Source organism: Winslowiella sp. 2C04 (assembly GCF_050037805.1).
Lineage (GTDB): Bacteria > Pseudomonadota > Gammaproteobacteria > Enterobacterales > Enterobacteriaceae > Erwinia > Erwinia toletana_A.
Genome location: NZ_CP188300.1, coordinates 443,548 through 469,375, shown reverse-complemented (window position 1 = coordinate 469,375; position 25,828 = coordinate 443,548). Strand labels below are relative to the sequence as shown.

Genomic DNA, 25,828 nt, shown 5'->3' with positions numbered 1-25,828 from the left:
ACAGCATGAAACGACTGTTAAACACGGTAGTGATGGCGCTGGCACTGACGCAAAGTGCCGTGGCGCTGGCCGATGGCGCGATTGATAACGCCGATCAGATTAAGCGCGGCGAATACCTTGCGCGGGCATCCGACTGCACCGCCTGCCACACCTCAACCAATGGCCCGCTGTTTGGCGGCGGTTTTGCCGTCAGCACGCCGTTTGGTCAGATCTATGGCACCAATATCTCCTCAGATAAGCAGTATGGCATTGGTGACTGGAGTGATGACGAGTTTGTCGCTGCGGTACGCGACGGCGTCGGTAAAGACGGGCAGCAGCTTTATCCGGCAATGCCTTATGACTCATTTACCAAAATGAAACGCGACGATGTGCTGGCGATCAAAGCGTATTTGATGTCGCTGCCTGCGGTCCATGAGCCAACTCCAAAAACCGATCTGCCCTTCCCGTTCAACCAGCGCTGGGGTATGCACTTCTGGAAGTTATTTAACTTTGATGAAGGAGAACTGCAAGCCGATCCAGAGCAAAGCGCGCAGTGGAATAACGGCCGCTATCTGGTTGAAGCCCTTGGACATTGTGGCACCTGCCATACGCCGCGCAATCTGACCATGGGCATGGACAACGATAAGCCGCTGGCCGGTGGCGATCTTGGCGGCTGGATCGCCTTTAATATCACGCCGGATCGCAATGCCGGTATCGGCAGCTGGTCAGAACAGGAACTGGTAACTTACCTGAAAACCGGCGATGTTGCCGGACGTGCCAGCGCTTCCGGCCCGATGGCCGAGGCAATTGAACACAGCCTGCAATATCTGCCGGATAGCGATCTGCACGATATCGCCACCTATCTGCGTACGGTAAAACCGATCGCAGATAAACAGCAGACGCGGCCGCGCGCCGACTGGGGTAAACCGACGCAGGATGCGGTGTTGCTGCGAGGCGCGACCGCACAGCAGCGTGCGGACAACGCCGGTGCAGTTCTGTTTGTCGGTAACTGTGCCAGCTGTCACGGCGCGGATGGCAGCGGTGTCGGTAAGGGTTTCCATGCTTATCCGTCACTGTTTAACCATACCAGTACCGGAGCCGCCGACAGTCGTAATGTCCAGTCGGTGATCCTCAATGGGGTGCGCCGTCATATGACTCAGGGTGAAATCCTGATGCCGTCGTTTGCCACCGAACTGAGTGACCAGCAGATTGCCGATCTGACTAACTACATCAGTAAGCAGTTTGGTAATCCGGCCGCGGCAACGGCTAGCGCGAAAGAGGTGTCGAAGCTGCGCAGCGATGCGAAACTGCCTTCACCTGCCCACTACGCGCAGGGCGATAAGCCGTAATTCAGGCAATTGTCCGGGCGGGGGAAAAACCGCCCGGACAATCAATCAGTGAATGATCATATCTAAAATCAATACGCCCGCTAACCCAAGGAACGAGATCAACGTTTCCATTACCGTCCAGGTTTTCAGCGTCTCAACCACCGTCAGGTTAAAGTAGCCTTTGAACAGCCAGAAGCCCGGATCGTTGACATGCGAAGCAATAACACTCCCGGAACCCACCGCCAGCACCATTAATGCCGGGTCGGCATGGGTAACGGCAATAATTGGCGTAACAATACCGGCAGTGGTGATTGCGGCAACCGTCGCCGAACCGAGAGCGATGCGCAGCATCGCCGCAACCGTCCAGCACATCAACAAGGGTGACAGCGAAGAGTCTTTCATCATATCCGCAATGTAATCACCAACGCCGCTGTCCACCAGCACCTGCTTAAACGCCCCGCCACCGGCGATGATAAACACAATCATGGCGATGGCAGCAATCGAATCGCCGCACATGTCCATCACCTGTTCCATCTTGCGGCCATTACGTAAGCCAAGGGTAAACACTGCGATCACCACCGCGATAAACAGCGCGACCGCTGGATTACCAATAAACTCAAAGAACTGGCGCAGCGGATTCTCTTTCGGCATCGTCAGCTCAAATACCGCCGCAACCGCCATCAGGATCACCGGAATTACCGCGGCAAAGATGCTGGTCCAGAAGCCCGGCATTTCATGATCTTCGAAGATTTTCGGATTAAATAGCCCTTCCGGCGGCGTTCTTTCGAAACTTTTCAGAAATCTGGAGAACACTGGCCCGGCAATGATCACCGTCGGAATGGTGATGATCATGCCATACAGCAGCGTAGTACCGAGATTAGCGCCGAAGATGGTGGCAATTGCCGTCGGCCCCGGATGCGGTGGCAGAAAACAGTGGGTAACCGACAGCGCAGCCACCATCGGCACGCCGACATACAGTAGCGGCATCTGCGCCGCCGCTACCACGGTAAAGACTAACGGTAGCAGCAGCACAAAGCCCACTTCGTAGAACATCGCCAGCCCGACAATCAGGCCGGTAATCATCAGCGCCCACTGCAAGCGCTGTTTACCAAAAGCAGCAATCAGCGTAGTCGCAACGCGCTGGGCGGCACCGGTATCAGAGACCAGCCTGCCGAGCATTGCACCGAAGCCGAGGATCAGGGCGAGGCTGCCGAGCGTGCCGCCAATGCCTTTCTGGATCGACGCCACCGCTTCCAGCGGCGTCATGCCTTCGGCGATACCCACCACCGCCGCAACAAACACCAGTGCGATAAAACCGTTCACCTTGAACACTATCATCAACAGCAGCAGCAGAATGACGCCCATTGCTATTATTGTAATCGGCATAGAAATTTTCCTAAAAGGGGTACAGGTAACTACAGGTTTAGTTGCTTAAACTGCGACCCGCATTCCACCATCAACGAAAAGCAGGTGGCCGTTCACAAAATCAGAGGCCTGGGTGGATAAAAACACCGCCGCACCAATTAACTCTTCCGGATTGCCCCAGCGCGCCGCCGGGGTGCGTTTGGTCAGCCAGCCGGTAAACGCTTCATCGTCAGCCAGCGCCTGAGTCATTTCGGTTTTAAAGTAGCCGGGCGCAATACCGTTAACCTGAATATTGTGACGTGCCAGCTCAACGCACATGCCGCGCGTTAACATGGTCACCGCTCCTTTCGAAGCGGCATACGGCGTAATAGTGTCGCGACCCAGCTCACTCTGCATTGAGCCGATATTGATAATTTTGCCGCGCTGGCGGCTGACCATTTTGCGTGCCACCGCCTGTGAAACGAGGAACACCGCGGTCTGATTCACCGCAATCACGTCGTTCCAGTCCTGCTCGGGAAACTCAAGGAACGGGCGACGGCGCTGGATGCCGGCATTGTTGATCAGCACATCAATGGCACCAATCTGGCTTTCGATCTGTTCAATCGCCGCATTAACTGCCGCTGACTGCGTCACATCAAACGCCAGCGCGTGTGCTTTATGTCCCAGCTCCGTCAGCTGAGCCGCGGCTTGTTCCGCGCCCGCCTGAGTAGTGGCGTTAATAATCACCTCAGCGCCCGCTTCCGCCAGCCCTTTTGCCAGTATGAAACCAATACCGCGGCCCGAACCGGTGATAAGTACACGTTGGTTATTCAACGAAAAAAGAGTGCTCATGGTTTTCCCCAAATCAGAAAGTCAGCTGAACTTTTGCCGCCTGTTGTTTATCTCCGGCGAACTGCAATGCGGCATCGATCTCTTCCCAGCGATACTCGCCGCTGAACAACGGCAGCGGATCGATGATGCCAGTAGCTAACCACTTAACGGCGGTATTAAATTCATCAGTAAAGCGGAAGGAACCCACCAGATTTATCTCTTTGGCAATCAAGGTCATAATGGGAAAATTCGGTACTGCACCGCCCATTCCCACCTGCACCAGCGTGCCTTTGGCGCGGGTGACATCGAGACAGCGTTGCAGCGAGGAAGGATGGCCGGATGCTTCAAACGACACATCGAAATAGCCTTTTTCAGCCAGGTAAGCGCTAAAATCGCCGCTGGTGGCATCAATAATCTGCGTCGCGCCCATTTTTTCCGCCATCATCAGCGAACGCTCACTGACGTCAGCACAGACGATTTCCGCCGCACCTTTGGCTTTCGCTGCCGCAGCGATCAGGCAGCCAATCGGACCAACGCCGGAGATAAATACTCTCTGACCGCTGAGTTCACCCGCCTGATTGGCGGCATGGATACAGACGGCCAGTGGTTCGGCAAATACCATTACCCTTTCATCGGCGTGGTCAGGGAAAGGCACACACTGGGCGCTGTCGACCACTTTATACTGGGTAAAACCGCCATCAACGTGCGGGAAATACATCGCACTGCCGAAGAAGCGCATGCTGACGCACTGATTCTCTTCATTACTAAGGCAATATTTACAGCTGCCGCACGGTTTTGACGGGTTGATCGCCACTTTTTGCTGCTCTTTCAGCGCCGGATCGTCACTTTTCACTACCTGACCAATCACCTCATGGCCGAGGATCATCGGCATTTTGACTTCATAGCTGCCCACTTTTCCATGCTGGTAGTAGTGCAGATCGGAGCCGCAAATGCCGCCACGGGTAATACGCACCAGCGTGCCTTCGCCCTGATAACTGACTTGCTGGCTGATCACCCCGACCTGCTGTTTGCCATTAATCACGCATGACTGAGTTGTTGTATTCATTGCTACCTCTGGACATCAATCGTTGAGGCACATCAGATAGTTTTCGTCCGGACAAAACTGTGAAGAAGATCACTTAAAACGCTGTTACGAAATTGATGTTACGCATAACGTGAACCATGTTTGGCTTTCAGGTGGCCAGAGTACGATTGCAGTTCCACATAAAAAGTGTGCGTTTCTTTGAAGCGCCTCACAGCTTCAGTCGGGATAGTTGCTCTTTGCGGTTGGCAAAGGCTAAATTCAACTCATCCGACCACACAACATTCTGATAACAATTTCCGGTGGACATTCGTATGCATTCAGCGCCTTCGCTTTTCTCGCCGCTCGACCTCGGTTTTACCCAGCTAAAAAATCGCGTGCTGATGGGCTCCATGCACACCGGACTGGAAGAACATCCTGACGGTGCCGCGCGGCTGGCGGCATTTTACGCGGAGCGCGCCCGTGCGGGCGTGGCGCTGATTGTTACCGGCGGCATTGCGCCTTCGCCTGAAGGCGTAGTGGTCGCCGGCGGTTCGGTGCTGAATGACGAGCAACAGCTTGAGCATCATCGTCCGGTAACCGAGGCGGTACATCAGGCCGGAGGCAAAATTGCCATGCAGATCCTGCATGCCGGGCGCTACAGCTATCAACCGGGACTGGTGGCTCCTTCGCCGTTGCAGGCACCGATTAACCCGTTTAAACCACAGATGTTGAGTCATCAGGATATCCTGCGCACCATTGCTGATTTCGCCCGCTGCGCACGTCTGGCGCAGCAGGCGGGTTACGATGGCGTTGAAATTATGGGCTCGGAAGGCTATCTGATTAACCAGTTTCTGGTCGCCCGCACCAACCAGCGCGACGATCGGTGGGGGGGGGATTTCGGGCGCAGAATGCGCTTTGCCATTGAGATCCTGCGCGCGGTGCGTGACGCTGTCGGCAACGAGTTTATTATTATCTGGCGTCTGTCGATGCTCGATCTGGTGGAAGATGGCAATACGCTTGAGCAGACCATTCAACTGGCCAAAGCCGTTGAACAAGCGGGTGCCACACTGATCAATACCGGTATTGGCTGGCATGAAGCCAGGGTGCCAACCATTGCCACCTCAGTGCCGCGTGCCGCCTTTGGCTGGGTTACGCAAAAGCTGAAACAGCATCTGACTCTGCCGCTGATCGCTACCAACCGCATTAATCATCCGAACGTGGCGCAAACCCTGCTGGATGAGGGCTGCGCCGACATGATTTCGATGGCGCGCCCGTTTCTTGCCGATGCAGAATTTGTGCTGAAAGCGCAGCAGAACCGAGCTGATGAGATCAACACCTGTATCGGTTGTAATCAGGCCTGCCTCGATCAAATTTTTGCCGGTAAAGTCACTTCCTGCCTGGTTAACCCACGCGCCTGCCACGAAACCCTGATGCCCGTCATTGCCGCTGAGCGCCTGAAAAAGCTGGCGGTAGTCGGCGCTGGCCCGGCGGGACTGGCGTTTGCGGTTAATGCCGCAGCACGCGGCCATCAAGTCACGCTGTTTGATGCTGCCAGTGATATCGGCGGGCAATTCAATATCGCCCGCCAGATCCCTGGCAAAGAGGAGTTTAATGAAACGCTGCGCTACTATCGCCGACAGCTGACGTTAAACGGCGTCACACTGCGACTTAATCAGTGGGCGGACACCCGTCTGTTAGCTGAGTATGACGAGGTGATTCTCGCCAGCGGTATTTTGCCGCGCACGCCAGCCATTGAAGGCATCGACCATCCCAGCGTGCTGAGTTACCTTGAAGTTATCCGGGATAAAAAACCGGTAGGAAAACGCGTGGCAATTATCGGCGCGGGCGGCATCGGTTTTGATACCGCCGAATATCTGTGTCACTGCGGCCACTCTGCCAGCCTTGATACCAGGGCATTCTGCCGCGAATGGGGCATTGACCGTTCACTGCAACATCCCGGTGGACTGGCACCTGAAGGTGGGCAGCCAACAGCCAGCGCGCGCGAAATATATCTGCTGCAGCGTAAAGCGGGTAAACCGGGCGCAACGCTGGGGAAAACCACCGGCTGGATTCATCGCGCCAGCCTGCAAGCGCACGGCGTCAAAATGTGGGGTGACGTGCAGTATCAGCGTATTGACGATGATGGATTACATATTTTACGTAACGGCCAGCCGCAAACGCTGGCGATAGACAATGTGGTGATCTGCGCCGGGCAAGAGTCCAGACGCGAACTGGCAGCACCGTTAAGCGCTTTGGGAATTGCGGTGCATATTATTGGGGGGGCCGATGTGGCAATGGAACTGGATGCGCGGCGCGCCATTGCGCAGGGAACGCGACTGGCGTTAGAAATATAGAGGCGGCGTTTTCGCCGCCCGTACAATAACTTAACGCAACTTCACCGAGCGCAGAATCACAAACTTCTGGTTGGATGCCACGGTGGTGCAATTACCAAACAGCTTCTTCATCTTCTGGTAATAACCGAGATGGCGGTTGCCGACGATACGTAACTCGCCACCGTATTGCAGACAGCGACGCGCATCATTCAGCATCTGCCAGGCGATATGGTCGTGAATCGCACTTTGCTGATGGAACGGCGGGTTGCAGAGCACCGCATGCAGGCGATCGGATGGGAAACCGCTTAGCGAATTATTCACCGCGAAATGGCTGCGGCTTAAATCATCTGGCCGGTTAGTCTCAACATTCAGTCGGCTTGATGCCACCGCCATGGCAGACTCGTCAACAAAATGCACTTCTGCCAGCGGATTTTGCTCTAACGCCAGCAGACCAATTACGCCATTACCACAGCCAAGATCAACAATCTCACCCTCGATATTCTCCGGCAGATACGCCATAAAGAAGCGCGCGCCAATATCCAGGCCATTGCGCGAAAACACGTTGGCGTGATTGTGAATCTGATAAGACGTGCCATCCAGCGGCCAGACGTTAATAACGTCACTCTCTTTCAGCGGTGGATTGCTAAAAGTGCTGTAAACCAGCCGCGCTTTTTTCCACGCCAGTGAGGTTTTGCTGTTACCCAGCACGCGTTCAAACAGTTGCAGCGTCGAATTATGGATATCTTTCGCTTTGGCACCCGCAATAATCAGCGTGTCCGGCGTCAGCACCTCGCGTAGTGCGCGCAACTGTTGCTCAAGCAGAGCCAGGGTCTTCGGGATTTTAATCAGTACGCAGGAAGGCGCTGCTGGCAGGGCCGACATGCTATCAAGAAAAGTGACGTTATCTTCATCCAGCTGGTTGTGGTGTAAATTATTACGCGTCGCCAGCTGGCTCATCAGTGAGTCACCGATGCTGTAAACCTGATGCTCGCTCAGTGCGCAGGCCAGCGCGCCAAAGCTGTCGTTAAAAATCAAAATTGGGCCGCTACCGTCCAGCGGTAACGGCTGCTGCAGCAAATATTCATCTGCGGCATCCCAGGCCTGCAGCGGACTCTCATCATCCATTTGCGGGAAGCGATGCAGCGTCAGCGTGCGATTGCTCAGTTCGAGTTGGCTCATTGGATCTCCGGCATGATAATATTTGCGCATTCAAACCCCTGAAGGGGGGCGCAGTATATACCCACAATGGGATCAGTTTCTATTGATCCAGGAGTCCTGATGTCATCGTTAATCTATTTACAGGGATACCCTGAATCACTCCTCAGCCAGGTGCGCAGCCTGATTGAACAGCAACGTTTAGCGGAAGTATTACAGAAACGCTATCCGGACGGCCACAATATCACCAGCGATAAAGCGTTATATGAGTACGCGCTGGATCTGAAAAACAGCTATCTGCGTAATGCCGCGCCGCTGAATAAAGTGGCCTATGACAGTAAAATCAAAGTGATGAAACACGCGCTGGGATTGCACACGGCAATTTCCCGCGTGCAGGGCGGCAAGCTAAAGGCCAAAGCGGAAATTCGCGTGGCGACCATCTTTAAACAGGCTCCCGAAGCCTTTCTGCGCATGATCGTGGTGCACGAACTGGCGCATATCAAAGAGAAGGACCACAGCAAAGCCTTCTATCAGCTCTGCTGCCACATGGAACCCAACTACCATCAGTATGAGTTTGATACCCGCTTATGGCTGACCGAGCAGGCGCTGCGCGGTAACGCGGCTTAACTACTGAACTGGCGCCCGCTTAAATAAAGTCCTTCGCTTTCTGAATCAGACTGGTTTTCGTCAGCGCGCCAAGAAACTTTCTTTCCCGTGGATTATTCAGCACCGGCAGACGCTCCAGCGTCACCTGAGCAAAAGCCTCCCAGCCCTCGCGGATGGTCTGGTTGGCGCAGATAAACGGAAAGTCACCGTCCGTCACTACGCTGACTGGCGTATCAAGGTGAATGTCACCATCCAGAATTTTGCGCGAGATATCGTGAATCGACACCACACCAAGAAACTGGCCGTGCTGATTAACGATATACACAAAGCGCTCACGCTTTAACGAACTGACCGCCAGCGCCTTCCCTACCGACTCTTCCGGCAACAGTGCAGCACCCGGGACGATAAACTGCGAGATAATGCCGTTATCAAAGTCGAACTTGGCATCAGAACGGCTAAAATGCTGGCTGACCACCGGATAAGTGCTGGTGGATTGCAGACGATACACCGTCATTGCGGCCAGTACGGCGGCGATCATCAGCGGAAACAGCAGGCTGCTGTTCAGCGTCATTTCCAGCACCATAATAATTGCCATCAGCGGAGCCTGACTGACGGACGCCAGCACCGCCGCCATGCCAATCGCCGCATACAACAACACATTGCCCACCGGCAGCCCTGCCGCACTGGCGACGGTAGCAATAGCGACCCCCAGCAACGCGCCAATCAATAATGATGGGGTAAACAGTCCACCGACCGCGCTGGAGCCAACCGACAGCGCGGTGGCAACCATTTTCAGCACCAGCAACACCACCATCGCCTGCAATGCCAGGCTGCCAGCCATCACGTCGACTATCACTTCATAGCCATTGCCAAGAATATCGCTGGAAGCGATCGCCAGCATGCCAACGGCAAAACCACCGATACCCAGCCGCAGCGGCAGGCTCTTTATGCCGGAAAACAGCCCTTTGCTTTTACCGATTAAAGCGATCATCAGCCAGCCCGCCAGCCCCGCCGCCAGGCCGATTAGTACCGTCAGAGCAACCGAGGCCGGAGTCAGTTGAAACTGGATATCGGCAAAAGTGTAGATGGCAGAGCGATAGCCCAGCGACCACATAGTCAGCACGGCAACCGCCGAGGAGATAATCAGCGGAATCAACCGTTGCAACGCCGAAATACCGAAAGCGATTTCCGCCACAAAGATCGCCGAAGCCAACGGCGCGTGATAGACCGAAGAGAGTCCCGCTGCCGCTGCCATCGCCACCACATCACTGTTTTTCAGCGACAGCGATTTAAAGCAGTAGCGCCCCATCATGCTGCCGCACAGCGCCGACAGCTGAACCATCGGCCCCTCTTTACCGATTGACGCACCGCTGCCAATACTGGCAATCGACGATAAGGCGCGAAACAGCGAAGTTTTGGTCGGTACAGCATCCAGCCTGGCGTTGATCACCTCAAGGTAGTCGGTTTTCACCGTCTGTGTTTGCTCAATCGACGTGGCATATTTCAGAAAAAAACCGGCGATCACGCCACCTGCACCGACAATCAGCGGCCAGAAAAACCACGGATAAATCGTCATTGCCTGGGTGATATCCTGCTGACTGTTAAACAGCAGCTGATTGATCAATTCAATCAGCAACCGAAACCCTAAGGTCACCAGCGAAGCGGCGAAGCCAACCGGGATCGCCACCAGAATACTGGTCCAGTTCAACGCATGTTTGTTTCCGGCAACTGTGCTACTCACTGCTGATCCTTTTATTAAGCCCGCGCCCGCAACGGGAAAGCCTGAAAATTACCATACTGGAAGCGAGATCTCAGGTTGAAATTACCATCGCCGATCTTCATTGCCCTGACTTTAGGCTGTGATAATCTGCAGTTTCACTCACAGGATCGTGGAGCCAGAAGAAGATGATTCGCCTCGCTGTTGTTGGAACCAACTGGATTACCCGCCAGTTTGTTGATGCCGCCCATGAAACCGGTAAATTTAAGCTTTGCGCCATCTATTCCCGCACGCTGGAACAGGCGCAGGCGTTTAGTCACGATTATCCGGTCAAACATCTGTTTGTCTCACTGGAAGAAATGGCGCAGTCCGACGTCATTGATGCGGTTTATATTGCCAGCCCCAACGCCCTGCACTGCGAGCAGGCTCAGCTGTTCCTGCGCCATAAAAAACATGTCATTTGCGAAAAACCATTGGCTTCAAACTTACAGGAAGTGGAGCAGATGATCGCCTGCGCCCGCGATAATCAGCGGGTGCTGTTTGAGGCGTTTAAAACCGCCAGCCTGCCGAATTTTAAAATTCTGCGTCAGTCCCTGCCTGAAGTGGGTAAATTGCGCAAAGCGCTGTTTAATTACTGCCAGTATTCATCGCGCTACCAGCGTTATCTCGATGGTGAAAACCCCAACACCTTTAATCCGGCGTGGTCTAACGGCTCGATTATGGATATCGGCTACTACAGCCTTGCCAGTGCGGTCAGCTTATGGGGAGAACCGGTCAGCGTCATCGCCCAGGCCTCGCTGCTGGAAAGTGGCGTCGATGCGCACGGCACGGTCGTATTGGGCTATGGCGATTTTGACGTCACCATTCTGCATTCCAAAGTGAGTAACTCACTGATCCCAAGTGAAATTCAGGGCGAAGAAGGCTCGCTGATCGTTGAACAACTCTCGCATTGCGAGCGCGTTACGCTGACGCCGCGCGCAGGCCAGACGCAACAACTTAGCCGACAACAGCATATTAATACTATGCTGTATGAAGCGGAACACTTCGCCCACCTGGTTGAAACTAATGAAGTGAACCATGCCGGTCTGACAACCTCGCGAATCACCGCCAGCCTGCTGACGGAAATTCGACGGCAGACCGGGGTGGTCTTCCCGGCAGACGGGCGCGATCAATCGGCTGTGTAAATATTTCTAAATATTTCTCCGATTCGTTGACCCTTTATGCCGCTGAACGTATCTTACGCGACAGCAAAGGGGAGTAACTTCTTAGCCAGTTAATCGTCATTACGGCCATGATAAATCGCCGCATCAGCTACTGAGCTGATAGCCGATTTTAGCCCGGTTACTGGGCAACCCGGATAGCACCTTATCCTGCGTTGTAAGTGAGACCTTGCCGGAAGGCGAGGTTTTGCTTGCGCGTAACAGTGCGGCTGACGTCTTCCGATGTCAGCCGTTTTGTTTTTTTACAGGATGAGTTTATGAATACTGTTGGCACACCGTTACTCTGGGGCAGCTTCGCTGTCGTGGTCATTATCATGCTGGCGATCGATCTGCTGTTGCAGGGGCGTCGCGGCTCTCACACTATGTCGCTCAAACAAGCCGCCATCTGGTCACTGGTTTGGGTTTCCGTATCACTGCTGTTCAGTGCCGCTTTCTGGTGGTATCTCAACGGTACGCTTGGCCGTGAAGCGGCAGACAGCCAGACGCTGGCCTTCCTGACTGGCTATGTGTTGGAAAAAGCGCTGGCGGTGGACAACGTATTTGTCTGGCTGATGCTGTTCAGCTATTTCGCCGTACCGACGGCCCTGCAACGCCGGGTATTAATTTACGGGGTGCTGGGCGCGATTGTGCTGCGCACCATTATGATTTTCGCCGGCAGCTGGCTGGTGACGCAGTTTAGCTGGATTTTGTATATCTTCGGCGCCTTCCTGCTGTTTACCGGTATCAAAATGGCGATGGCAAAAGACGATGACGCCAGCGCGGTTGGCGATAAACCGGTAGTCCGCTGGCTGCGCAGTCATTTGCGTATGACCGATAGCCTTGAGGGTGAGAAGTTCTTTATCCGCAAAAATGGCGTGTTATTTGCCACCCCGCTGCTGCTGGTGCTGATTATGGTCGAGCTGAGCGATGTGATTTTTGCCGTCGACAGTATCCCGGCGATTTTTGCCGTCACCACCGATCCGTTTATCGTACTGACGTCAAACCTGTTTGCCATTCTTGGCCTGCGCGCCATGTACTTCCTGCTGTCAAACGTGGCAGAGCGCTTCTCAATGCTGAAATATGGCCTGGCGATCGTGCTGGTCTTTATTGGGGTGAAAATGCTGATTGTCGATATCTGGCATATCCCGGTAGCGATCTCCCTGAGCGTGGTCGGCGGTATTCTGGCGCTGACTTTGCTGATCAATGCCTGGGTTAACCACAAAAACGACCAGAAGAAACGCCGCTAATATCACGGGCGGCGGAAACGCCGCCCCAACGTAAATACTGCCATCAGCCCTTAGCGGCATTTTATTATTCTGCAACAGGCTCGATTCTCCCTTTGTTATCTCGCTCGCATTACTCTGACTGGTAAGTTGTAAAAGTCGATCCTGGACAAATTGTAGAGATTTCCCCTTTTCCTGCCATTTGTTTTCCTTATACTGCCCAGGCAAACGCTTCATCTGGAGTAACACATCAGGGATGCCGGATAAGTGATCTTATAACTATTAACGGTTTAGAAAATGACGATGGAAAATAAGCCTTCCGGGCTGTTAGGCCGACTTTTCGGCGGCAGTCTGGTGAAACAAATTATGATCGGTTTGGTCGCAGGTATTGCGCTGGCCTGGTTCTCAAAAGATAGCGCGCTGGCAGTAGGCTTGCTGGGCTCGCTGTTTGTCAGTGCATTAAAAGCGGTTGCACCGCTGCTGGTGCTGGTGCTGGTGATATCGGCGATTGCCAGCCATAAACAGGGACAGAAAACCAATATCCGCCCCATCGTGCTGCTGTATCTGCTGAGTACGGTGTTTGCCGCAATGGTAGCGGTGGTGGTCAGCCACTTTTACCCGCAAACGCTGGCGCTCAGCTCGACGAATATCGATATCACGCCACCGTCCGGCATCATTGAAGTGCTGCACGGTTTACTGATGAGTATGGTTTCCAATCCGATTGACGCGCTGATGCACGCCAACTATATCGGTATTCTGGTATGGGGCATTGGTTTAGGCCTCGCCTTCCGCCACAGCAGTGACACCACTAAAACCCTGCTGAACGACGCGTCCGAAGCCGTAACCTGGGTCGTGCGAATGGTTATCCGCTGCGCGCCTGTCGGTATTTTCGGCCTGGTCGCCTCGATTCTGGCGTCAACCGGCTTTGAAGTACTCTGGAGTTATGCGCATCTGCTGGCGCTACTTATCGGCTGCATGTTGTTGATGGCTTTGGTATTTAACCCGATTTTGGTTTACTGGAAAATCCGTCGCAACCCTTATCCACTGGTCTTTACCTGCCTGCGTGAAAGCGGCGTCACCGCCTTCTTTACCCGCAGTTCAGCGGCGAATATTCCGGTAAATATGGCGCTGGCTAAGCGACTAAAGCTGGATGAAGATACCTATTCGGTGTCGATTCCGCTCGGTGCTACCATCAGCATGGCGGGTGCTTCAATCACGATTACCGTGCTGACGCTGGCGGCGGTGAATACGCTGGGTATCAGCATCGATGTTCCGACAGCGATTCTGTTAAGCCTGGTGGCATCACTGTGTGCCTGCGGCGCATCCGGCGTGGCCGGTGGCTCGCTGCTGCTGATCCCGGTGGCCTGTAATATGTTTGGTATCCCAAATGAAGTGGCGATGCAGGTGGTTGCGGTCGGCTTTATCATTGGCGTACTGCAGGACTCAGCGGAAACCGCGCTGAATTCTTCCACCGATATTCTGTTCACTGCCGCGGTTTGTCAGGCAGAAGAGCAACGTCTCTCGCAGGAAGCCTGAGGGTAACGGGCGGCGAGTATATGTCGCCGCCCGTGCCGGATTCAGAGCGTGACGCCGCTTTTAAACAACGCCAGTTCGCGGAAATCGTTGCGCTCATTATTGGTCGGCTTGCCATTGGCGATGCCGACAATATCATCAACAAACTCGCTTAACAGCTGTTCCATGCTGGTGCCGTGTATCAGCTTGCCAGCATCGAAATCAATCCAGTGTGGCTTCTTAGCCGCCAGCTCGCTGTTAGTAGCGATTTTCACCGTCGGCACAAATCCGCCATAAGGCGTCCCCCGGCCAGTGCTGAACAGCACCATATGGCACCCCGCCCCCGCCAGCGCGCTGGTGGCGACCGCATCGTTGCCTGGCGCACTCAATAAATTCAGACCGTGAATCTTCAGGCGCTCACCATACTTCAGCACATCAACCACCTGGCTTTGACCGGCTTTCTGCGTGCAGCCCAGTGATTTCTCTTCCAGCGTCGTGATACCGCCCGCCTTATTACCGGGAGAAGGATTCTCATAAATCGGCTGCTGATGGGCAATAAAATACTGTTTGAAGTCGTTGATCATGCTGACAGTTTTCTCAAATGTCGCTTCATCACGGCAGCGACTCATCAGAATTTGCTCCGCGCCAAACATTTCCGGCACTTCAGTCAGTACCGTGGTGCCGCCGTTGGCAATCATCTGATCCGAGAAGCGCCCGAGCAACGGATTGGCGGTAATGCCGGATAATCCGTCGGAGCCACCGCATTCAAGACCGAATTTCAGTTCGCTAAGCTTGCCCGGCTGACGCCGATCGGAACGCATCACCTGATACAGCTGATGCAGGCGCTCAACGCCCGCCTCAACCTCATCATCCTGCTGCTGGCAGATCATAAAGGTCACGCGTTCACTGGAAAATTCACCCAGCGTCTCGCGAAACACATCCACCTGATTATTTTCGCAGCCAAGGCCGATCACCAGCACCGCACCAGCATTGGGGTGGCGCACCATATTTTGCAGCATAGTGCGGGTATTTTCATGATCTTCGCCAAGCTGCGAGCAGCCAAACGGATGGCTGAACAGATGCACACCATCAATATCTGGCGCGTCAGCGGTTTCACGCAGAAAGCGCGACTGGATTTGGCGTGCAATGCCATTAACGCAGCCGACGGTTGGCAGAATCCACAGCTCATTGCGAATGCCGACCTCACCGCTGGCGCGGCGATAAATCTGCACCTCGCGGTCACTGGCCTGCGGCGGCAGAGTGGGGAAATCGGGCTGATACTGATACTCATCCAGATCGCTGAGATTAGTGCGCGCATTTTGCGAGTGAATCACCTCGCCTGCCGCAATGGATTGGGTTGCATGACCAATCGGCAGACCGTACTTGATCACCAGCGCGCCCGGCTCAATCGCCTGTAGCGCGAATTTATGACCTCGCGCTACCGGCTGAGACAGCGTGACCAGCTGCTGATTAAGCGACAGACTTTCCCCTTCAGTTAAATCACTCAGGGCGACTGCGACATTGTCTCGCGGATCTATTTTTATGATTTTTTGCATGGCGCTTTTACCCCAGTTGTTCCAGTGCCGCACGCATACCGCGATCGACAATCATTTGCAGCGATTCCGTCACCGCCGCCACCAGCCCCGGCAGCTGCGTCAGATCGCTTTGCCAGTGTTGGGTATCCGCCAGCACCGTTTCGACCAGCTGCTGCGGCGTGATTTCACCGCGCCCGAGCTGCGCCCACAGTGTCGAAAAGCAGCTCAGCCAGTGCTCGTCATCCTGTAACGGGAAAGGCTTGCCATCGCGCTCGCCGCGATAAAACACCAGCAGCGCCGCCAGCGCAAAAGTGAGCTTACGCGGCCACTGGCCTTGCTGCTGCTGACTTGCCAGCAGCTGCGGCAGGATTCGGGTGCGGAATTTAGTCATGCCGTTAAGCGCAATGGCCAGCAGCTGATGGCGGATAAACGGGTTGCGGAAGCGGCTCAGCACCGCGTCAGCAAAGGCGTGCAGTTCAGCTGAAGGTAAATTCAGCGTCGGGATAATCTCGTCACGCAGCGTGCTTTCGACAAATGCCGCAATCTGCGCATCATTCATCGCTTCACCAACGGTATCCAGACCGGCGAGAAATGCCACCGGCACCAGCGCGGTATGCGCACCGTTGAGGATCGCCACTTTCTGCGCCTTATACGGTTTGATGTCATCAACCAGCCGGATATTCAGCGGATAGCGATCGAGGCGCAGCATTTCATGCAGCCAGTGCGGCCCCTGTATCACAAACTGGTAATAGACTTCTCCGGCATCGAGATAGTCGTCGCGATAACCCAGCTGCTGGAAAATTTGCTCCGCATCTTCCTGCGGATAGCCGGTAACGATACGATCGACCAGCGTTGAACAGAAGGTGTTGTGCTGGTGAAGCCACTGGCTGAACGCCTCGGGCAGCTGCCATTGCTGCGCATAGCGCAGCACTAACGCCTTTAATGCCTCACCATTCTCATCGATCAGTTCACACGGCAAAATGACCCAGCCTTTATCTGCGGCACCCGCAAAGTGGCAGAAACGCTCGTACAGCAGGCGCGTCAGCTTGGCCGGAAAGCTATGCGGCGGCGAGTCTTCCAGTCGGTCATCAGCCGCGAAGGCAATACCCGCTTCGGTGGTATTGGAGAACACCAGGCGAATATTGCCATCACGCGCCAGCGCCAGAAACTCATCGAACTGGCGCCAGGCGTGGATTTCCCGATTCACCGAACGAATCAGGCGCGGCTCGCTGACTACCTCGCCCTTGTCGTTCAGACCACGAATCAACGCGGTAAACAGGCCATCCTGACTGTTTAAGCTGCGTTGCGTGGCGCTGTTACGCGGACGAACCACCACAATACCGGCATCCAGATCGGTATGTTGATTAAGCAAATCGATCTGCCAGTCGATAAAGGCGCGCAAAAAATTGCCCTCACCAAACTGAATAATACGATCGGGATAGTGTCTGCCTGGAAACTGACGGCGGTTCAGCTGCTGCATAGTGATTCCTTGTTAAAGCTCGACGGCAAAATAGTCCCGAGCATTGTTAAAGCAGATGTTCTGCACCATCGAACCCAGCAGTTCGATATCATTCGGTGCCTCACCGTTTTCTACCCAACGGCCAATCATCTGGCAGAGCAGGCGGCGGAAGTATTCATGTCGGGTGTAGGAGAGAAAACTGCGGCTGTCGGTCAGCATGCCGACAAAACGGCTTAACAGACCAATTTGTGACAGCTGAGTCATCTGGCGCTGCATGCCGTCCAGCTGATCGTTAAACCACCAGGCCGAACCGAACTGCATTTTGCCTGGCTGACCCTCGCCCTGAAAATTACCGACCATGGTGGCAATCACTTCGTTGTCACGCGGATTGAGGCAGTAAAGAATGGTTTTCGGCAGCGCGTTGTCACGGTTTTGCGCATCCAGCAGGCGCGCCAGCTGCTCCGCCAGCGGACGGTCATTTATCGAATCAAAGCCGACGTCCGGCCCAAGCAGCGCCAGCTGGCGGCGATTGGTATTGCGCAGTGCGCCAATATGATACTGCTGCACCCAGCCGCGACGGGCATACTCCGCTCCCAGCCACACCAACACCGCGGTTTTAAACTGGGCGACTTCGTGTTCAGTTGGCGTCATTCCTTGCAGTCGGCGCGCCAGAATCGCATCGAGCGTTGCCTCATCCGCCTCGGCAAACAGCACCACATCCAGCGCATGGTCGGAGACTTTGCAGCCGTGCGCCGCAAAATGGTCCAGCCTTCGGTTCAAAGCCTGCAGCAAATGATCAAAGCGCGAGATCGATACATCGGCACTGGCTGACAGCTGGTGCAGATAATCGACAAAACCTTCCGCTTCAAGATTAAAGGCTTTATCGGGTCGCCATGAAGGCAGCACTTTGGTGGTGAAACTGCTATCGCGTGCCAGCGCAGCATGATGGCGCAGGTCGTCAATTGGATCGTCAGTGGTGCCGACCATTTTCACCTTCATCTGCGTCATAATGCCGCGCGCACTGAATGCATCTTCGGCCAGCAGTGCATTACATTGCTGCCAGACGCTATCAGCAGTTTTCTCCGACAGCAGAATATCGCGGATGCCGAACGGACGGCGTAGCTCAAGATGAGTCCAGTGATACAGCGGGTTACCAATGGTATGCGGCACCGTGCGCGCCCAGGCATCAAACTTTTCGCGGTCGCTGGCGTTACCGGTGCAGAGCGCTTCGGGCACCCCATTAGCGCGCATCGCCCGCCATTTATAGTGATCGCCCTTCAGCCAGATATCAAAGAGATTTTTAAAGCGTGTATTTTCGGCTATCTGCTGCGGCGGTAAGTGGCAGTGGTAATCGAAAATCGGCTGTTCAGCGGCATAATCATGAAATAACCGTCGTGCAACTGCGCTATCCAGCAAAAAATCTTCGCTCATAAATTGGGACATAACCGCTTCCTCACTCTCGACGTTGGGCCGCACTGCCTGAACGCTTAAAAAGTTATCATACCAATTATGGCAGGCGCAGCGATAATTTTGAGATGCCGCTCACATTAACAGCAGTTTTCTTGGTTAACTTTTCACTCCACCCGGTCAGAGAATGAGTAACGCACTGACCTAAGTCCACTTTTAGTATCCCACACGCCAGTAAAGGTTTATGTGATGGCATTCAACCTTTCAAAGTTGTATGACAGCATTCCCTTATTCTTGTTATACCAGAACCTGGCTGTTGCCAGACAAACGCGGCCATGAGCTTTCCTCCGGCTGACATTGTTAAAACGGTCAGAAAACGGGTATAACAACTCTACTATCAGCCCTCTTAACCCGGAGCCTCGATCATGGAACTGAGCGAATCGCGTCGCCTTTATCAACAGCTGGCAGCTGAACTGAAACGTCAGCTGGAGGCAGGCGAATATCTGGTGGGCGACAAGCTGCCCGCTGAGCGTTTTATTGCCGAGGAGATGGGCGTAAGCCGCACCGTGGTGCGCGAAGCGATCATCATGCTTGAGGTGGAAGGCTATGTTGACGTCCGCAAAGGATCCGGTATCCATGTGGTCGGTAATCAGCAGAAAAAAAGCGTTACGACCCACAGTCAGCTTGAGTTCGCCAATTTCGGCCCATTTGAGCTGTTGCAGGCACGGCAGCTGATTGAAAGTAATGTCGCAGAGTTCGCTGCCACCCAGGTGACACGCCAGCACATTATTCAGCTCATGGAAATTCAGGAGCAGGCGCGTAAAGAGGATCGCTTCCGCGATTCAGAATGGGATATGAAATTCCATGTGCAGATCGCTGCCGCGACACAAAACAGCGCGCTGGCGGCAATTGTTGAAAAGATGTGGTTACACCGTTTATATAACCCGTACTGGTTAAAACTGCATGAACATATTGATGACAAGTCGATCGAAAGCTGGTGCGACGACCATGACCAGATTCTTCAGGCGCTAATGCGCAAGGATCCGGCAGCCAGCAAACGAGCGATGTGGCAACACCTGGAAAATACGCGTCAGATGTTATTTCGCGCCACCAGTGATGATTTTGAAATAAATGTCGATCGCTATATGTTCGCCGAAAACCCAGTCATCACCCTCGAAAAACCAAAAGATTCTTAAAAAATACGCTATTTTTCTGTAAGGCTGATTATTTAAGCAAACTTGCATAAGTGTCAGCCTGTGTAAAGCTCCTTTCTGCTAATGCCATTGAACGGTAAAACAGCCTGGCGGTAGCAAGTTTCCCCTGTCTCAAATCGGTGGTTTTTGTTACAGTTAACTGTCTTTTTTTACCCTTTGCCACCGGGTGAAAAGAACGTGCGGCTTTTATGCACGAAATGCAGAGTGTCCCCTATTCGGCAGCAGGCTGCGCCAATTATAACGATCAAAATCCGCGTCAGCCTCCGCCTGAACTTGTCATCCGGCAAGCGTGTTTAACAATGATGTTCAGGAAGAATTAATGGATATTATGAGAGAGTTGCTGCATGCACTGTGGCAACAAGATTATGAAACCCTGGCCGATCCGACGCTGGTCTGGGCAATTTACGGCATACTGTTTATGATTTTGTTTCTCGAGAACGGCCTGCTGCCCGCAGCCTTTCTGCCAGGAGACAGCTTGCTGATTCTGGTAGGCGTATTGATCGCCAAAGGAACCATGAACTTCCCACTGACCATTCTTATCCTGACAACCGCAGCCAGCCTTGGGAGTTGGGTCGGTTACATACAAGGCAAGTGGTTGGGGAATACCGTCACGGTGCAGAAGTGGCTTTCCCATTTGCCCGCGCAGTACCATCAGCGGGCGCACCGTCTATTTCATCGTCATGGCCTTTCGGCACTGTTAATCGGCCGTTTTATTGCTTTTGTTCGTACCCTGCTGCCAACCATCGCGGGTTTGTCAGGCCTCAGCAATGCTCGCTTTCAGTTTTTTAACTGGATGAGCGCGCTACTTTGGATACTCATTCTGACGGTTATGGGCTTCGCATTAGGTAAAACGCCGATTTTCCGCAAATATGAAGATGAGGTGATGTTCTGCCTGATGCTGTTACCGTTGGTTTTACTGGTGTTTGGCCTGTTTGGTTCACTGTACGTTTTATGGCGCAACAAGCGAAATCCAGGTAGTGAGAAAGGAAACTCATAATGATCGTGTTACCCAAATGGACTACCGGGCGGCGGCGTCTGCTACCGTGGCTGGTGCTGGGCGCGCTGGCCTTATTAGCCGTTGTGCTAATGCCAGCACTGTACCGCCAGGAGACCGCTTTACAGATTAAAACATCCCGTCAGGGCATCTCACTACCGGATGGTTTTTATGTCTGGCAGCGCCTTAATGCGCAGGGCATTCAGATTAAGAGCATCACGCCTGACCGCGATTCACTGGTGATCAAATTTGACTCGCAGGAGCAGAGCCTGGCAGCGCAAAAGGCGTTGCAGCAGATACTGCCCTACGGGTTTGAGATAGCACAAATGGATGCGACCTCAAGCAAAAGCTGGTTCAGCCGCATCAGCTTTAATCCTCAGTCGGTTGGCTGAGATCTACCGCCGACGCTATGGTCGGCGGTCATAATTCCCCCACTTACACCCTCTGCTTTGAGCTTTCACCAATTTCTGACTATCCTTACAGGATAATGTCTGTTTTGCCTTATGGCCCAAAGCAGACTCAGGAATTTCCAGTGTCGGGATTCTGCATAACGCCCGACATATCAACAAAGGAAGGTAAAAGAACATGAAATTTCGCTTCGTTCTCTGTTTAGGTCTTTTCTCTCTCTCCGGCTTCGCTCAGGCAGCTGAACCGCTCTGCCAGCAGAAAGAGCAGGCTATTCAGCAACAGATCGATATCGCTCGTCAGCACGATAATCAACGTCGTGTGACCGGACTGGAGCGTGCGCTTACCGAAGCGCGTGCAGGCTGTACTGATGCCGGTCTTAAAGCTGAGCATCAGGAGAAGATTGAAAAACATAAGCACGAAGTTGCTGAACGTGAACGCGATTTGAGTGAAGCACGTGATAAAGGCGATAATGAAAAAATTGCCAAACGTGAGAAGAAACTGGCTGAAGCACGCGAAGAACTTAAACAAACAGAAGCAGCACCGTATTAACCGAAGTAACTGACTTAATCCAATGATAATAAGGAGTGTTTCATGTCAAAAGATACCACCTCAGAACACCTGCGCGCGGAATTAAAAAATCTGGCCGACACCCTGGAAGAAGTACTGAGCACCACCGGTGAAAAATCAAAAACCGAGCTGGACAAGCTGCGTACCAAGGCACGCGCCGCGCTGGATGAGTCACGTCACCGCCTGGGCGAATCTGGCGAGCGTATTGCACAGGGTACCCGCGAAGCAGCAGGACGCGCCGATGAGTATGTGCGTGAAAATCCATGGCATGGCGTCGGCATTGGTGCCGCTGTAGGCGTGGTGCTGGGCGTATTGCTGACGCGTCGTTAATATGGCCGACTCACAGCAAAGCCACGGCCCGGGCAAAGGGGTCATAAACATAGGACAGCGTATCATCACCACGCTGGTCGGCATGGTTGAAACCCGCGTGCGGCTGGCAGTGGTAGAGCTGGAGGAAGAGAAAGCCAATCTGCTGCAGATGCTGATGATGGTCGGATTAACCATGCTGTTCACCGCCTTCGGGTTGATGAGCTTGATGGTACTGGTCGTCTGGGCGGTCGATGCACAATATCGTCTGATGGCAATCGCCATCACTACCGGCGTATTGTTTGCACTGGCGCTGTTCTTTGGTCTGTGGGCGTTAAGCAAGTCGCGCAAATCGACGCTGCTGCGCGCCACGCGTAAAGAGCTGGAAACCGACCGCAAGCTGCTTGAGGATGACGGTGCATGAGCCGCCGCGAACGCGAACAGCGTAAGGCCGAACTGCTGGGCATTGTCCAGCAGCAACGCCTCGATCTGACCGCCGCTCGCCGCGACTGGCTGACGAGCACTGCTCGTTACGATAGCGGCTGGCTGACGCTGGTCAGCATGCGCCGCTATTTAGTTATAGGAAGTAGCGCGCTGGCCATCTGGTCCGCACGTAACCCAAGCTTCCTGCTGCGCTGGGCTAAGCGCGGCTTCGGTGCATGGAGCACCTGGCGGTTGATTCGTAAAAACCTGCCCGGTAGCCGATAACTTAGGGGCGGCGCTGTTGCCGCCCATTTCTCCCCTTGGTACTGCCCGCTTCACTGATTTCCTGCCATTTCTTCCAATTCAATTTTCTTGAATAACATCGACAGTATATCTCGCTTACAACCTTAATCATTCGCGATTATTATCTTCTTCAACGAAAGGACTCCAGCGCGTTTTGCCCGTGAGCCTTGTTACTTAGCTGGCTGACTTGTTCTGCCCATAATAAAAAACACGTTGGAGTAAATGATGAAAAAATTAGAAGATACCGGGTTACTGATCGCACGCATTCTGATGCCAATTCTGTTCATTACTGCAGGCTGGGGCAAAATCACCGGTTATGCCGGTACTCAGCAGTATATGGAAGCAATGGGTGTTCCAGGCTTCTTCCTGCCGCTAACCATCCTGCTGGAGTTCGGCGGCGGTCTGGCCATTCTGTTCGGCTTCCTGACCCGTACTACCGCACTGTTTACCGCTGGCTTTACACTGCTGACCGCGTTTATTTTCCACAGCAACTTTGCTGAAGGCGTTAACCAGCTGATGTTTATGAAAAATCTGACCATTTCTGGCGGCTTCTTACTGTTAGGTATTACCGGTCCGGGCGCTTTCAGCATCGACCGCCTAATCAATAAAAAATGGTAACAGCGGTAGGTCTATACTCTAAATTATGACTGATACCAGGGCGAGGATGATTTCATCCTCGCCTCATTTATTTTGGAGGTTTTATGGGACTGTTAATTGACGGTGTCTGGCACGACAACTGGTATGACACCAAATCCACCGGTGGCCGCTTTAAGCGCTCTGAATCGGCTTACCGTAACTGGGTCACTGCCGATGGCTCAGCTGGCCCGACCGGCAGCGGCGGTTTTCGCGCCGAGCGCGACCGCTATCATCTGTATGTCTCACTGGCCTGCCCATGGGCGCACCGCACCTTGCTGATGCGCCAGTTGAAAGGGCTGGAAAATCTGATTTCAGTTTCAGTGGTACATCCGTTGATGCTGGAAAATGGCTGGACCTTTGATGACGATTTTCCTGCGGCTACCGGTGACAACCTGTTTCATAACGCGTTTCTTTATCAGCTCTATCTGCGCGCTGACAAAGAATATACCGGCCGCGTGACGGTCCCGGTATTATGGGATAAGCAGCAGAACACCATCGTTAGCAACGAGTCTGCTGACATCATCCGCATGTTTAACTCGGCATTCGATGGCGTGGGTGCCCGCGCGGGAGACTTCTATCCGCAGGATTTACGTGCCAGCATTGATGAACTGAACGGCTGGATTTATGACACCGTTAACAACGGCGTCTACAAAAGTGGCTTTGCCACCTCACAGGAAGCCTACGACGAAGCCGTTACTTCGCTGTTTAGCTCGCTGGACCGCCTTGAGCAAATTTTGGGGCAGCATCGCTATCTGACCGGCGACCGTCTGACTGAAGCCGATCTGCGTCTGTGGACAACGCTGGTGCGCTTTGATCCGGTGTATGTCACCCATTTCAAATGTGACAAGCATCGTATTGGTGATTATCTGAATCTGAATGGCTTCCTGCGCGAGATTTATCAGATGCCGGGCATTGCGGAGACCGTCGATCTGGCGCATATCCGCCATCACTATTATTGCAGCCATAAAACTATTAATCCGCACGGCGTGATTTCCATCGGGCCAGCGTTTAACTGGGATGAGCCGCACGGGCGGGACCATCTTTAATGAGTGATATTGTCACGGGTGGCTTGAATGTCACCCTGTTCACTCTTTTTAGTACTCGTTAACGTAATCTTTCAGAGTATTGATGCTCATCACAAAAAAAACAATTCTTTAACTATTAACTTCTCATTAAGACTTTAAGCGGTATATTACCTCAATATATTCAGGAGATTTACCTTATAGGGAATTAACAATGGGAAATGCATTCTGCACTGTTGATGATCTGGGTTTTCCTCATTTCAACGCTATAGATCTTATGCGTTATAAATTACTTCCAGGCAATCAGCGATTCGTTACTGGAGAAAATTACCTGTGGGCCTACAAAGCTGGATTTTTAGTTTATAACAGGCATGCAATTAGCCGATTTTCACAAGAAAACAACATACCAGAATTATTATTAGCAGGGGTTGCAGTTTCCGAAGTGGGAGGAAAACCAGATAGATTGAAAACATATGGTCTTCTTCAGTTTCGCCAGTTAATTGATATATTTAGAGGGAATAATAATCTCTCGAATGTTACATCCGTGGGTTCACTGGCAATACAGTTACGCGCAGCCGCCGAAGCTATTGGTATCGATCCCTCTAAGCTTAACCGAACACAGCAGTTTCAACTTTCAAATTGCTTACTTAACAATGATTACAATATACAGATCGTTGCTAAACATCTTCACGATTTAATCCTCTATGACTATCCTGATGCTGACACACGCAATCTTAATGATGAACAGATTATCCTCGCGGGCTCACGCTACAATAGAGGGATCCAGCGAAAAAAACAGGACTTTATTGATTCCATTAATGCTCCAGTAGGTTCTCCGCTGCGAAAATATACAGAGTATGGACGCAGCATTATAAATAAGAGGAAGTCGATAGAGAATATAATGGACTTAGGAGAATGATCAGCTGGAAAAGAGTAACTGCCATCGGATATTTCTTTTTTTCATTATTAGTTATCTATATGATGTCTGTTTTTGACCATGAATATATGGTTGGAGAGGGAGCATTAACTAATATCTGTATTGCTTTTGAGAATTTGGTTTATGATGACACCCGAGATATCCTTGCTCCAGTAACATTAACTCTTATCATTCCATTCATCCACATCTCCTCAAGAAGAAAGTTTAAATCCCTTTTTTATAATTTACTGTTAATATTCTTACTCACATTTTGGATATGGCGATTTTTTTTACGATTTTCTCTATGTTTTTAAATTATATTATATCAAAGACAAAATACAGCAGAGAGCCATTTATGGAACTCTGCTTGATGTAATCAGCTGTGCA

General features: G+C 52.9%; 25 protein-coding genes. 17 read left to right on the top strand and 8 right to left on the bottom strand.

Annotated features, from left to right (window positions below; translation table 11 throughout):
- Nucleotides 1–5 precede the first annotated feature (5 nt).
- The gene (locus tag ACP3TC_RS02145) at nucleotides 6–1,328 is read left to right on the top strand and encodes a c-type cytochrome (RefSeq protein WP_390902420.1); all 1,323 of its coding nucleotides are present in this window, start codon (nucleotides 6–8) and stop codon (nucleotides 1,326–1,328) included.
- Nucleotides 1,329–1,373: 45 nt separating this feature from the next.
- Here ACP3TC_RS02145 and ACP3TC_RS02140 read toward each other — a convergent pair whose 3' ends face one another.
- Genes ACP3TC_RS02140 through idnD form a run of 3 tightly spaced genes read right to left on the bottom strand, consistent with a single transcriptional unit; the run spans nucleotide 1,374 to nucleotide 4,548 of the window.
- Complete coding sequence (locus ACP3TC_RS02140; protein ID WP_313853874.1) at nucleotides 1,374–2,693, bottom strand: gluconate:H+ symporter; 1,320 nt, start codon at nucleotides 2,691–2,693, stop codon at nucleotides 1,374–1,376.
- Nucleotides 2,694–2,738: 45 nt separating this feature from the next.
- Nucleotides 2,739–3,503: a gluconate 5-dehydrogenase gene (gene idnO, locus ACP3TC_RS02135; RefSeq protein ID WP_313853876.1), complete on the bottom strand. Its 765-nt coding sequence runs from the start codon at nucleotides 3,501–3,503 to the stop codon at nucleotides 2,739–2,741.
- A gap of 13 nt (nucleotides 3,504–3,516) precedes the next feature.
- Complete coding sequence (gene idnD, locus ACP3TC_RS02130; protein ID WP_426817419.1) at nucleotides 3,517–4,548, bottom strand: L-idonate 5-dehydrogenase; 1,032 nt, start codon at nucleotides 4,546–4,548, stop codon at nucleotides 3,517–3,519.
- A 290-nt stretch (nucleotides 4,549–4,838) separates the two neighbouring features.
- Here idnD and ACP3TC_RS02125 point away from each other — a divergent pair, with 290 nt between their 5' ends.
- Complete coding sequence (locus tag ACP3TC_RS02125; RefSeq protein ID WP_426817418.1) at nucleotides 4,839–6,860, top strand: FAD-dependent oxidoreductase; 2,022 nt, start codon at nucleotides 4,839–4,841, stop codon at nucleotides 6,858–6,860.
- 30 nt (nucleotides 6,861–6,890) lie between these two features.
- On the opposite strand, the gene rlmG is transcribed toward ACP3TC_RS02125, so the two are convergent.
- Complete coding sequence (rlmG, locus tag ACP3TC_RS02120; protein WP_313853882.1) at nucleotides 6,891–8,018, bottom strand: 23S rRNA (guanine(1835)-N(2))-methyltransferase RlmG; 1,128 nt, start codon at nucleotides 8,016–8,018, stop codon at nucleotides 6,891–6,893.
- Between the two features lie 99 nt (nucleotides 8,019–8,117).
- Between rlmG and ACP3TC_RS02115 the strand changes: the two genes are divergently transcribed.
- Nucleotides 8,118–8,621 (top strand): M48 metallopeptidase family protein, encoded by a 504-nt coding sequence (locus tag ACP3TC_RS02115; protein ID WP_313853884.1) that lies wholly within the window; start codon nucleotides 8,118–8,120, stop codon nucleotides 8,619–8,621.
- 19 nt (nucleotides 8,622–8,640) lie between these two features.
- On the opposite strand, the gene ACP3TC_RS02110 is transcribed toward ACP3TC_RS02115, so the two are convergent.
- On the bottom strand, nucleotides 8,641–10,341 hold the full coding sequence (locus ACP3TC_RS02110) for a chloride channel protein (protein WP_426817417.1): 1,701 nt from the start codon (nucleotides 10,339–10,341) through the stop codon (nucleotides 8,641–8,643).
- A 164-nt stretch (nucleotides 10,342–10,505) separates the two neighbouring features.
- Between ACP3TC_RS02110 and ACP3TC_RS02105 the strand changes: the two genes are divergently transcribed.
- The 3 genes from ACP3TC_RS02105 (at nucleotide 10,506) to sstT (ending at nucleotide 14,275) form a co-directional block, all read left to right on the top strand.
- The gene (locus ACP3TC_RS02105; protein ID WP_426817416.1) at nucleotides 10,506–11,501 is read left to right on the top strand and encodes a Gfo/Idh/MocA family protein; all 996 of its coding nucleotides are present in this window, start codon (nucleotides 10,506–10,508) and stop codon (nucleotides 11,499–11,501) included.
- Nucleotides 11,502–11,794: 293 nt separating this feature from the next.
- Complete coding sequence (locus ACP3TC_RS02100; RefSeq protein ID WP_313853888.1) at nucleotides 11,795–12,763, top strand: TerC family protein; 969 nt, start codon at nucleotides 11,795–11,797, stop codon at nucleotides 12,761–12,763.
- A gap of 279 nt (nucleotides 12,764–13,042) precedes the next feature.
- Nucleotides 13,043–14,275, top strand: a complete 1,233-nt coding sequence (gene sstT / locus ACP3TC_RS02095; protein ID WP_313857814.1) for a serine/threonine transporter SstT — start codon at nucleotides 13,043–13,045, stop codon at nucleotides 14,273–14,275.
- 41 nt (nucleotides 14,276–14,316) lie between these two features.
- Here the strand turns inward: sstT and ACP3TC_RS02090 are convergent, their stop codons facing one another.
- Genes ACP3TC_RS02090 through uxaC form a run of 3 tightly spaced genes read right to left on the bottom strand, consistent with a single transcriptional unit; the run spans nucleotide 14,317 to nucleotide 18,688 of the window.
- Nucleotides 14,317–15,807, bottom strand: a complete 1,491-nt coding sequence (locus ACP3TC_RS02090) for a UxaA family hydrolase (protein WP_426817415.1) — start codon at nucleotides 15,805–15,807, stop codon at nucleotides 14,317–14,319.
- Nucleotides 15,808–15,814: 7 nt separating this feature from the next.
- Nucleotides 15,815–17,266: a tagaturonate reductase gene (locus ACP3TC_RS02085; protein ID WP_426817414.1), complete on the bottom strand. Its 1,452-nt coding sequence runs from the start codon at nucleotides 17,264–17,266 to the stop codon at nucleotides 15,815–15,817.
- 12 nt (nucleotides 17,267–17,278) lie between these two features.
- Nucleotides 17,279–18,688, bottom strand: a complete 1,410-nt coding sequence (gene uxaC, locus ACP3TC_RS02080; RefSeq protein ID WP_426817413.1) for a glucuronate isomerase — start codon at nucleotides 18,686–18,688, stop codon at nucleotides 17,279–17,281.
- Between the two features lie 389 nt (nucleotides 18,689–19,077).
- On the opposite strand from uxaC, the gene exuR reads away from it, so the two are divergent.
- From exuR to ACP3TC_RS02025, 11 genes are all read left to right on the top strand, one after another.
- Nucleotides 19,078–19,848, top strand: a complete 771-nt coding sequence (exuR, locus tag ACP3TC_RS02075; RefSeq protein ID WP_313853892.1) for a transcriptional regulator ExuR — start codon at nucleotides 19,078–19,080, stop codon at nucleotides 19,846–19,848.
- Nucleotides 19,849–20,185: 337 nt separating this feature from the next.
- Nucleotides 20,186–20,863 (top strand): DedA family protein, encoded by a 678-nt coding sequence (locus tag ACP3TC_RS02070; RefSeq protein ID WP_313853893.1) that lies wholly within the window; start codon nucleotides 20,186–20,188, stop codon nucleotides 20,861–20,863.
- Nucleotides 20,863–21,252: an EnvZ/OmpR regulon moderator MzrA gene (gene mzrA, locus ACP3TC_RS02065; protein ID WP_313853895.1), complete on the top strand. Its 390-nt coding sequence runs from the start codon at nucleotides 20,863–20,865 to the stop codon at nucleotides 21,250–21,252. The genes ACP3TC_RS02070 and mzrA overlap by 1 nt, the downstream gene beginning before the upstream one ends.
- A 193-nt stretch (nucleotides 21,253–21,445) precedes the next feature.
- Nucleotides 21,446–21,817: a DUF1090 domain-containing protein gene (locus tag ACP3TC_RS02060; protein WP_426817412.1), complete on the top strand. Its 372-nt coding sequence runs from the start codon at nucleotides 21,446–21,448 to the stop codon at nucleotides 21,815–21,817.
- 42 nt (nucleotides 21,818–21,859) lie between these two features.
- On the top strand, nucleotides 21,860–22,165 hold the full coding sequence (locus ACP3TC_RS02055; RefSeq protein ID WP_313853899.1) for a DUF883 family protein: 306 nt from the start codon (nucleotides 21,860–21,862) through the stop codon (nucleotides 22,163–22,165).
- Nucleotide 22,166: 1 nt separating this feature from the next.
- Nucleotides 22,167–22,565, top strand: a complete 399-nt coding sequence (locus tag ACP3TC_RS02050) for a phage holin family protein (RefSeq protein WP_313853901.1) — start codon at nucleotides 22,167–22,169, stop codon at nucleotides 22,563–22,565.
- Nucleotides 22,562–22,849, top strand: a complete 288-nt coding sequence (locus tag ACP3TC_RS02045) for a YqjK-like family protein (protein ID WP_313853902.1) — start codon at nucleotides 22,562–22,564, stop codon at nucleotides 22,847–22,849. The genes ACP3TC_RS02050 and ACP3TC_RS02045 overlap by 4 nt, the downstream gene beginning before the upstream one ends.
- A gap of 243 nt (nucleotides 22,850–23,092) precedes the next feature.
- Nucleotides 23,093–23,485, top strand: coding sequence for a DoxX family protein (locus ACP3TC_RS02040; RefSeq protein WP_426818227.1), 393 nt, complete (start codon nucleotides 23,093–23,095; stop codon nucleotides 23,483–23,485).
- An 83-nt stretch (nucleotides 23,486–23,568) separates the two neighbouring features.
- Nucleotides 23,569–24,549 (top strand): glutathione S-transferase family protein, encoded by a 981-nt coding sequence (locus ACP3TC_RS02035; protein WP_313853905.1) that lies wholly within the window; start codon nucleotides 23,569–23,571, stop codon nucleotides 24,547–24,549.
- Between the two features lie 190 nt (nucleotides 24,550–24,739).
- Complete coding sequence (locus tag ACP3TC_RS02030) at nucleotides 24,740–25,444, top strand: hypothetical protein (RefSeq protein ID WP_426817411.1); 705 nt, start codon at nucleotides 24,740–24,742, stop codon at nucleotides 25,442–25,444.
- Nucleotides 25,441–25,755, top strand: a complete 315-nt coding sequence (locus tag ACP3TC_RS02025; RefSeq protein WP_426817410.1) for a DUF2645 family protein — start codon at nucleotides 25,441–25,443, stop codon at nucleotides 25,753–25,755. Before ACP3TC_RS02030 ends, ACP3TC_RS02025 begins: the two co-directional genes overlap by 4 nt.
- The last annotated feature ends 73 nt before the right edge of the window (nucleotides 25,756–25,828 follow it).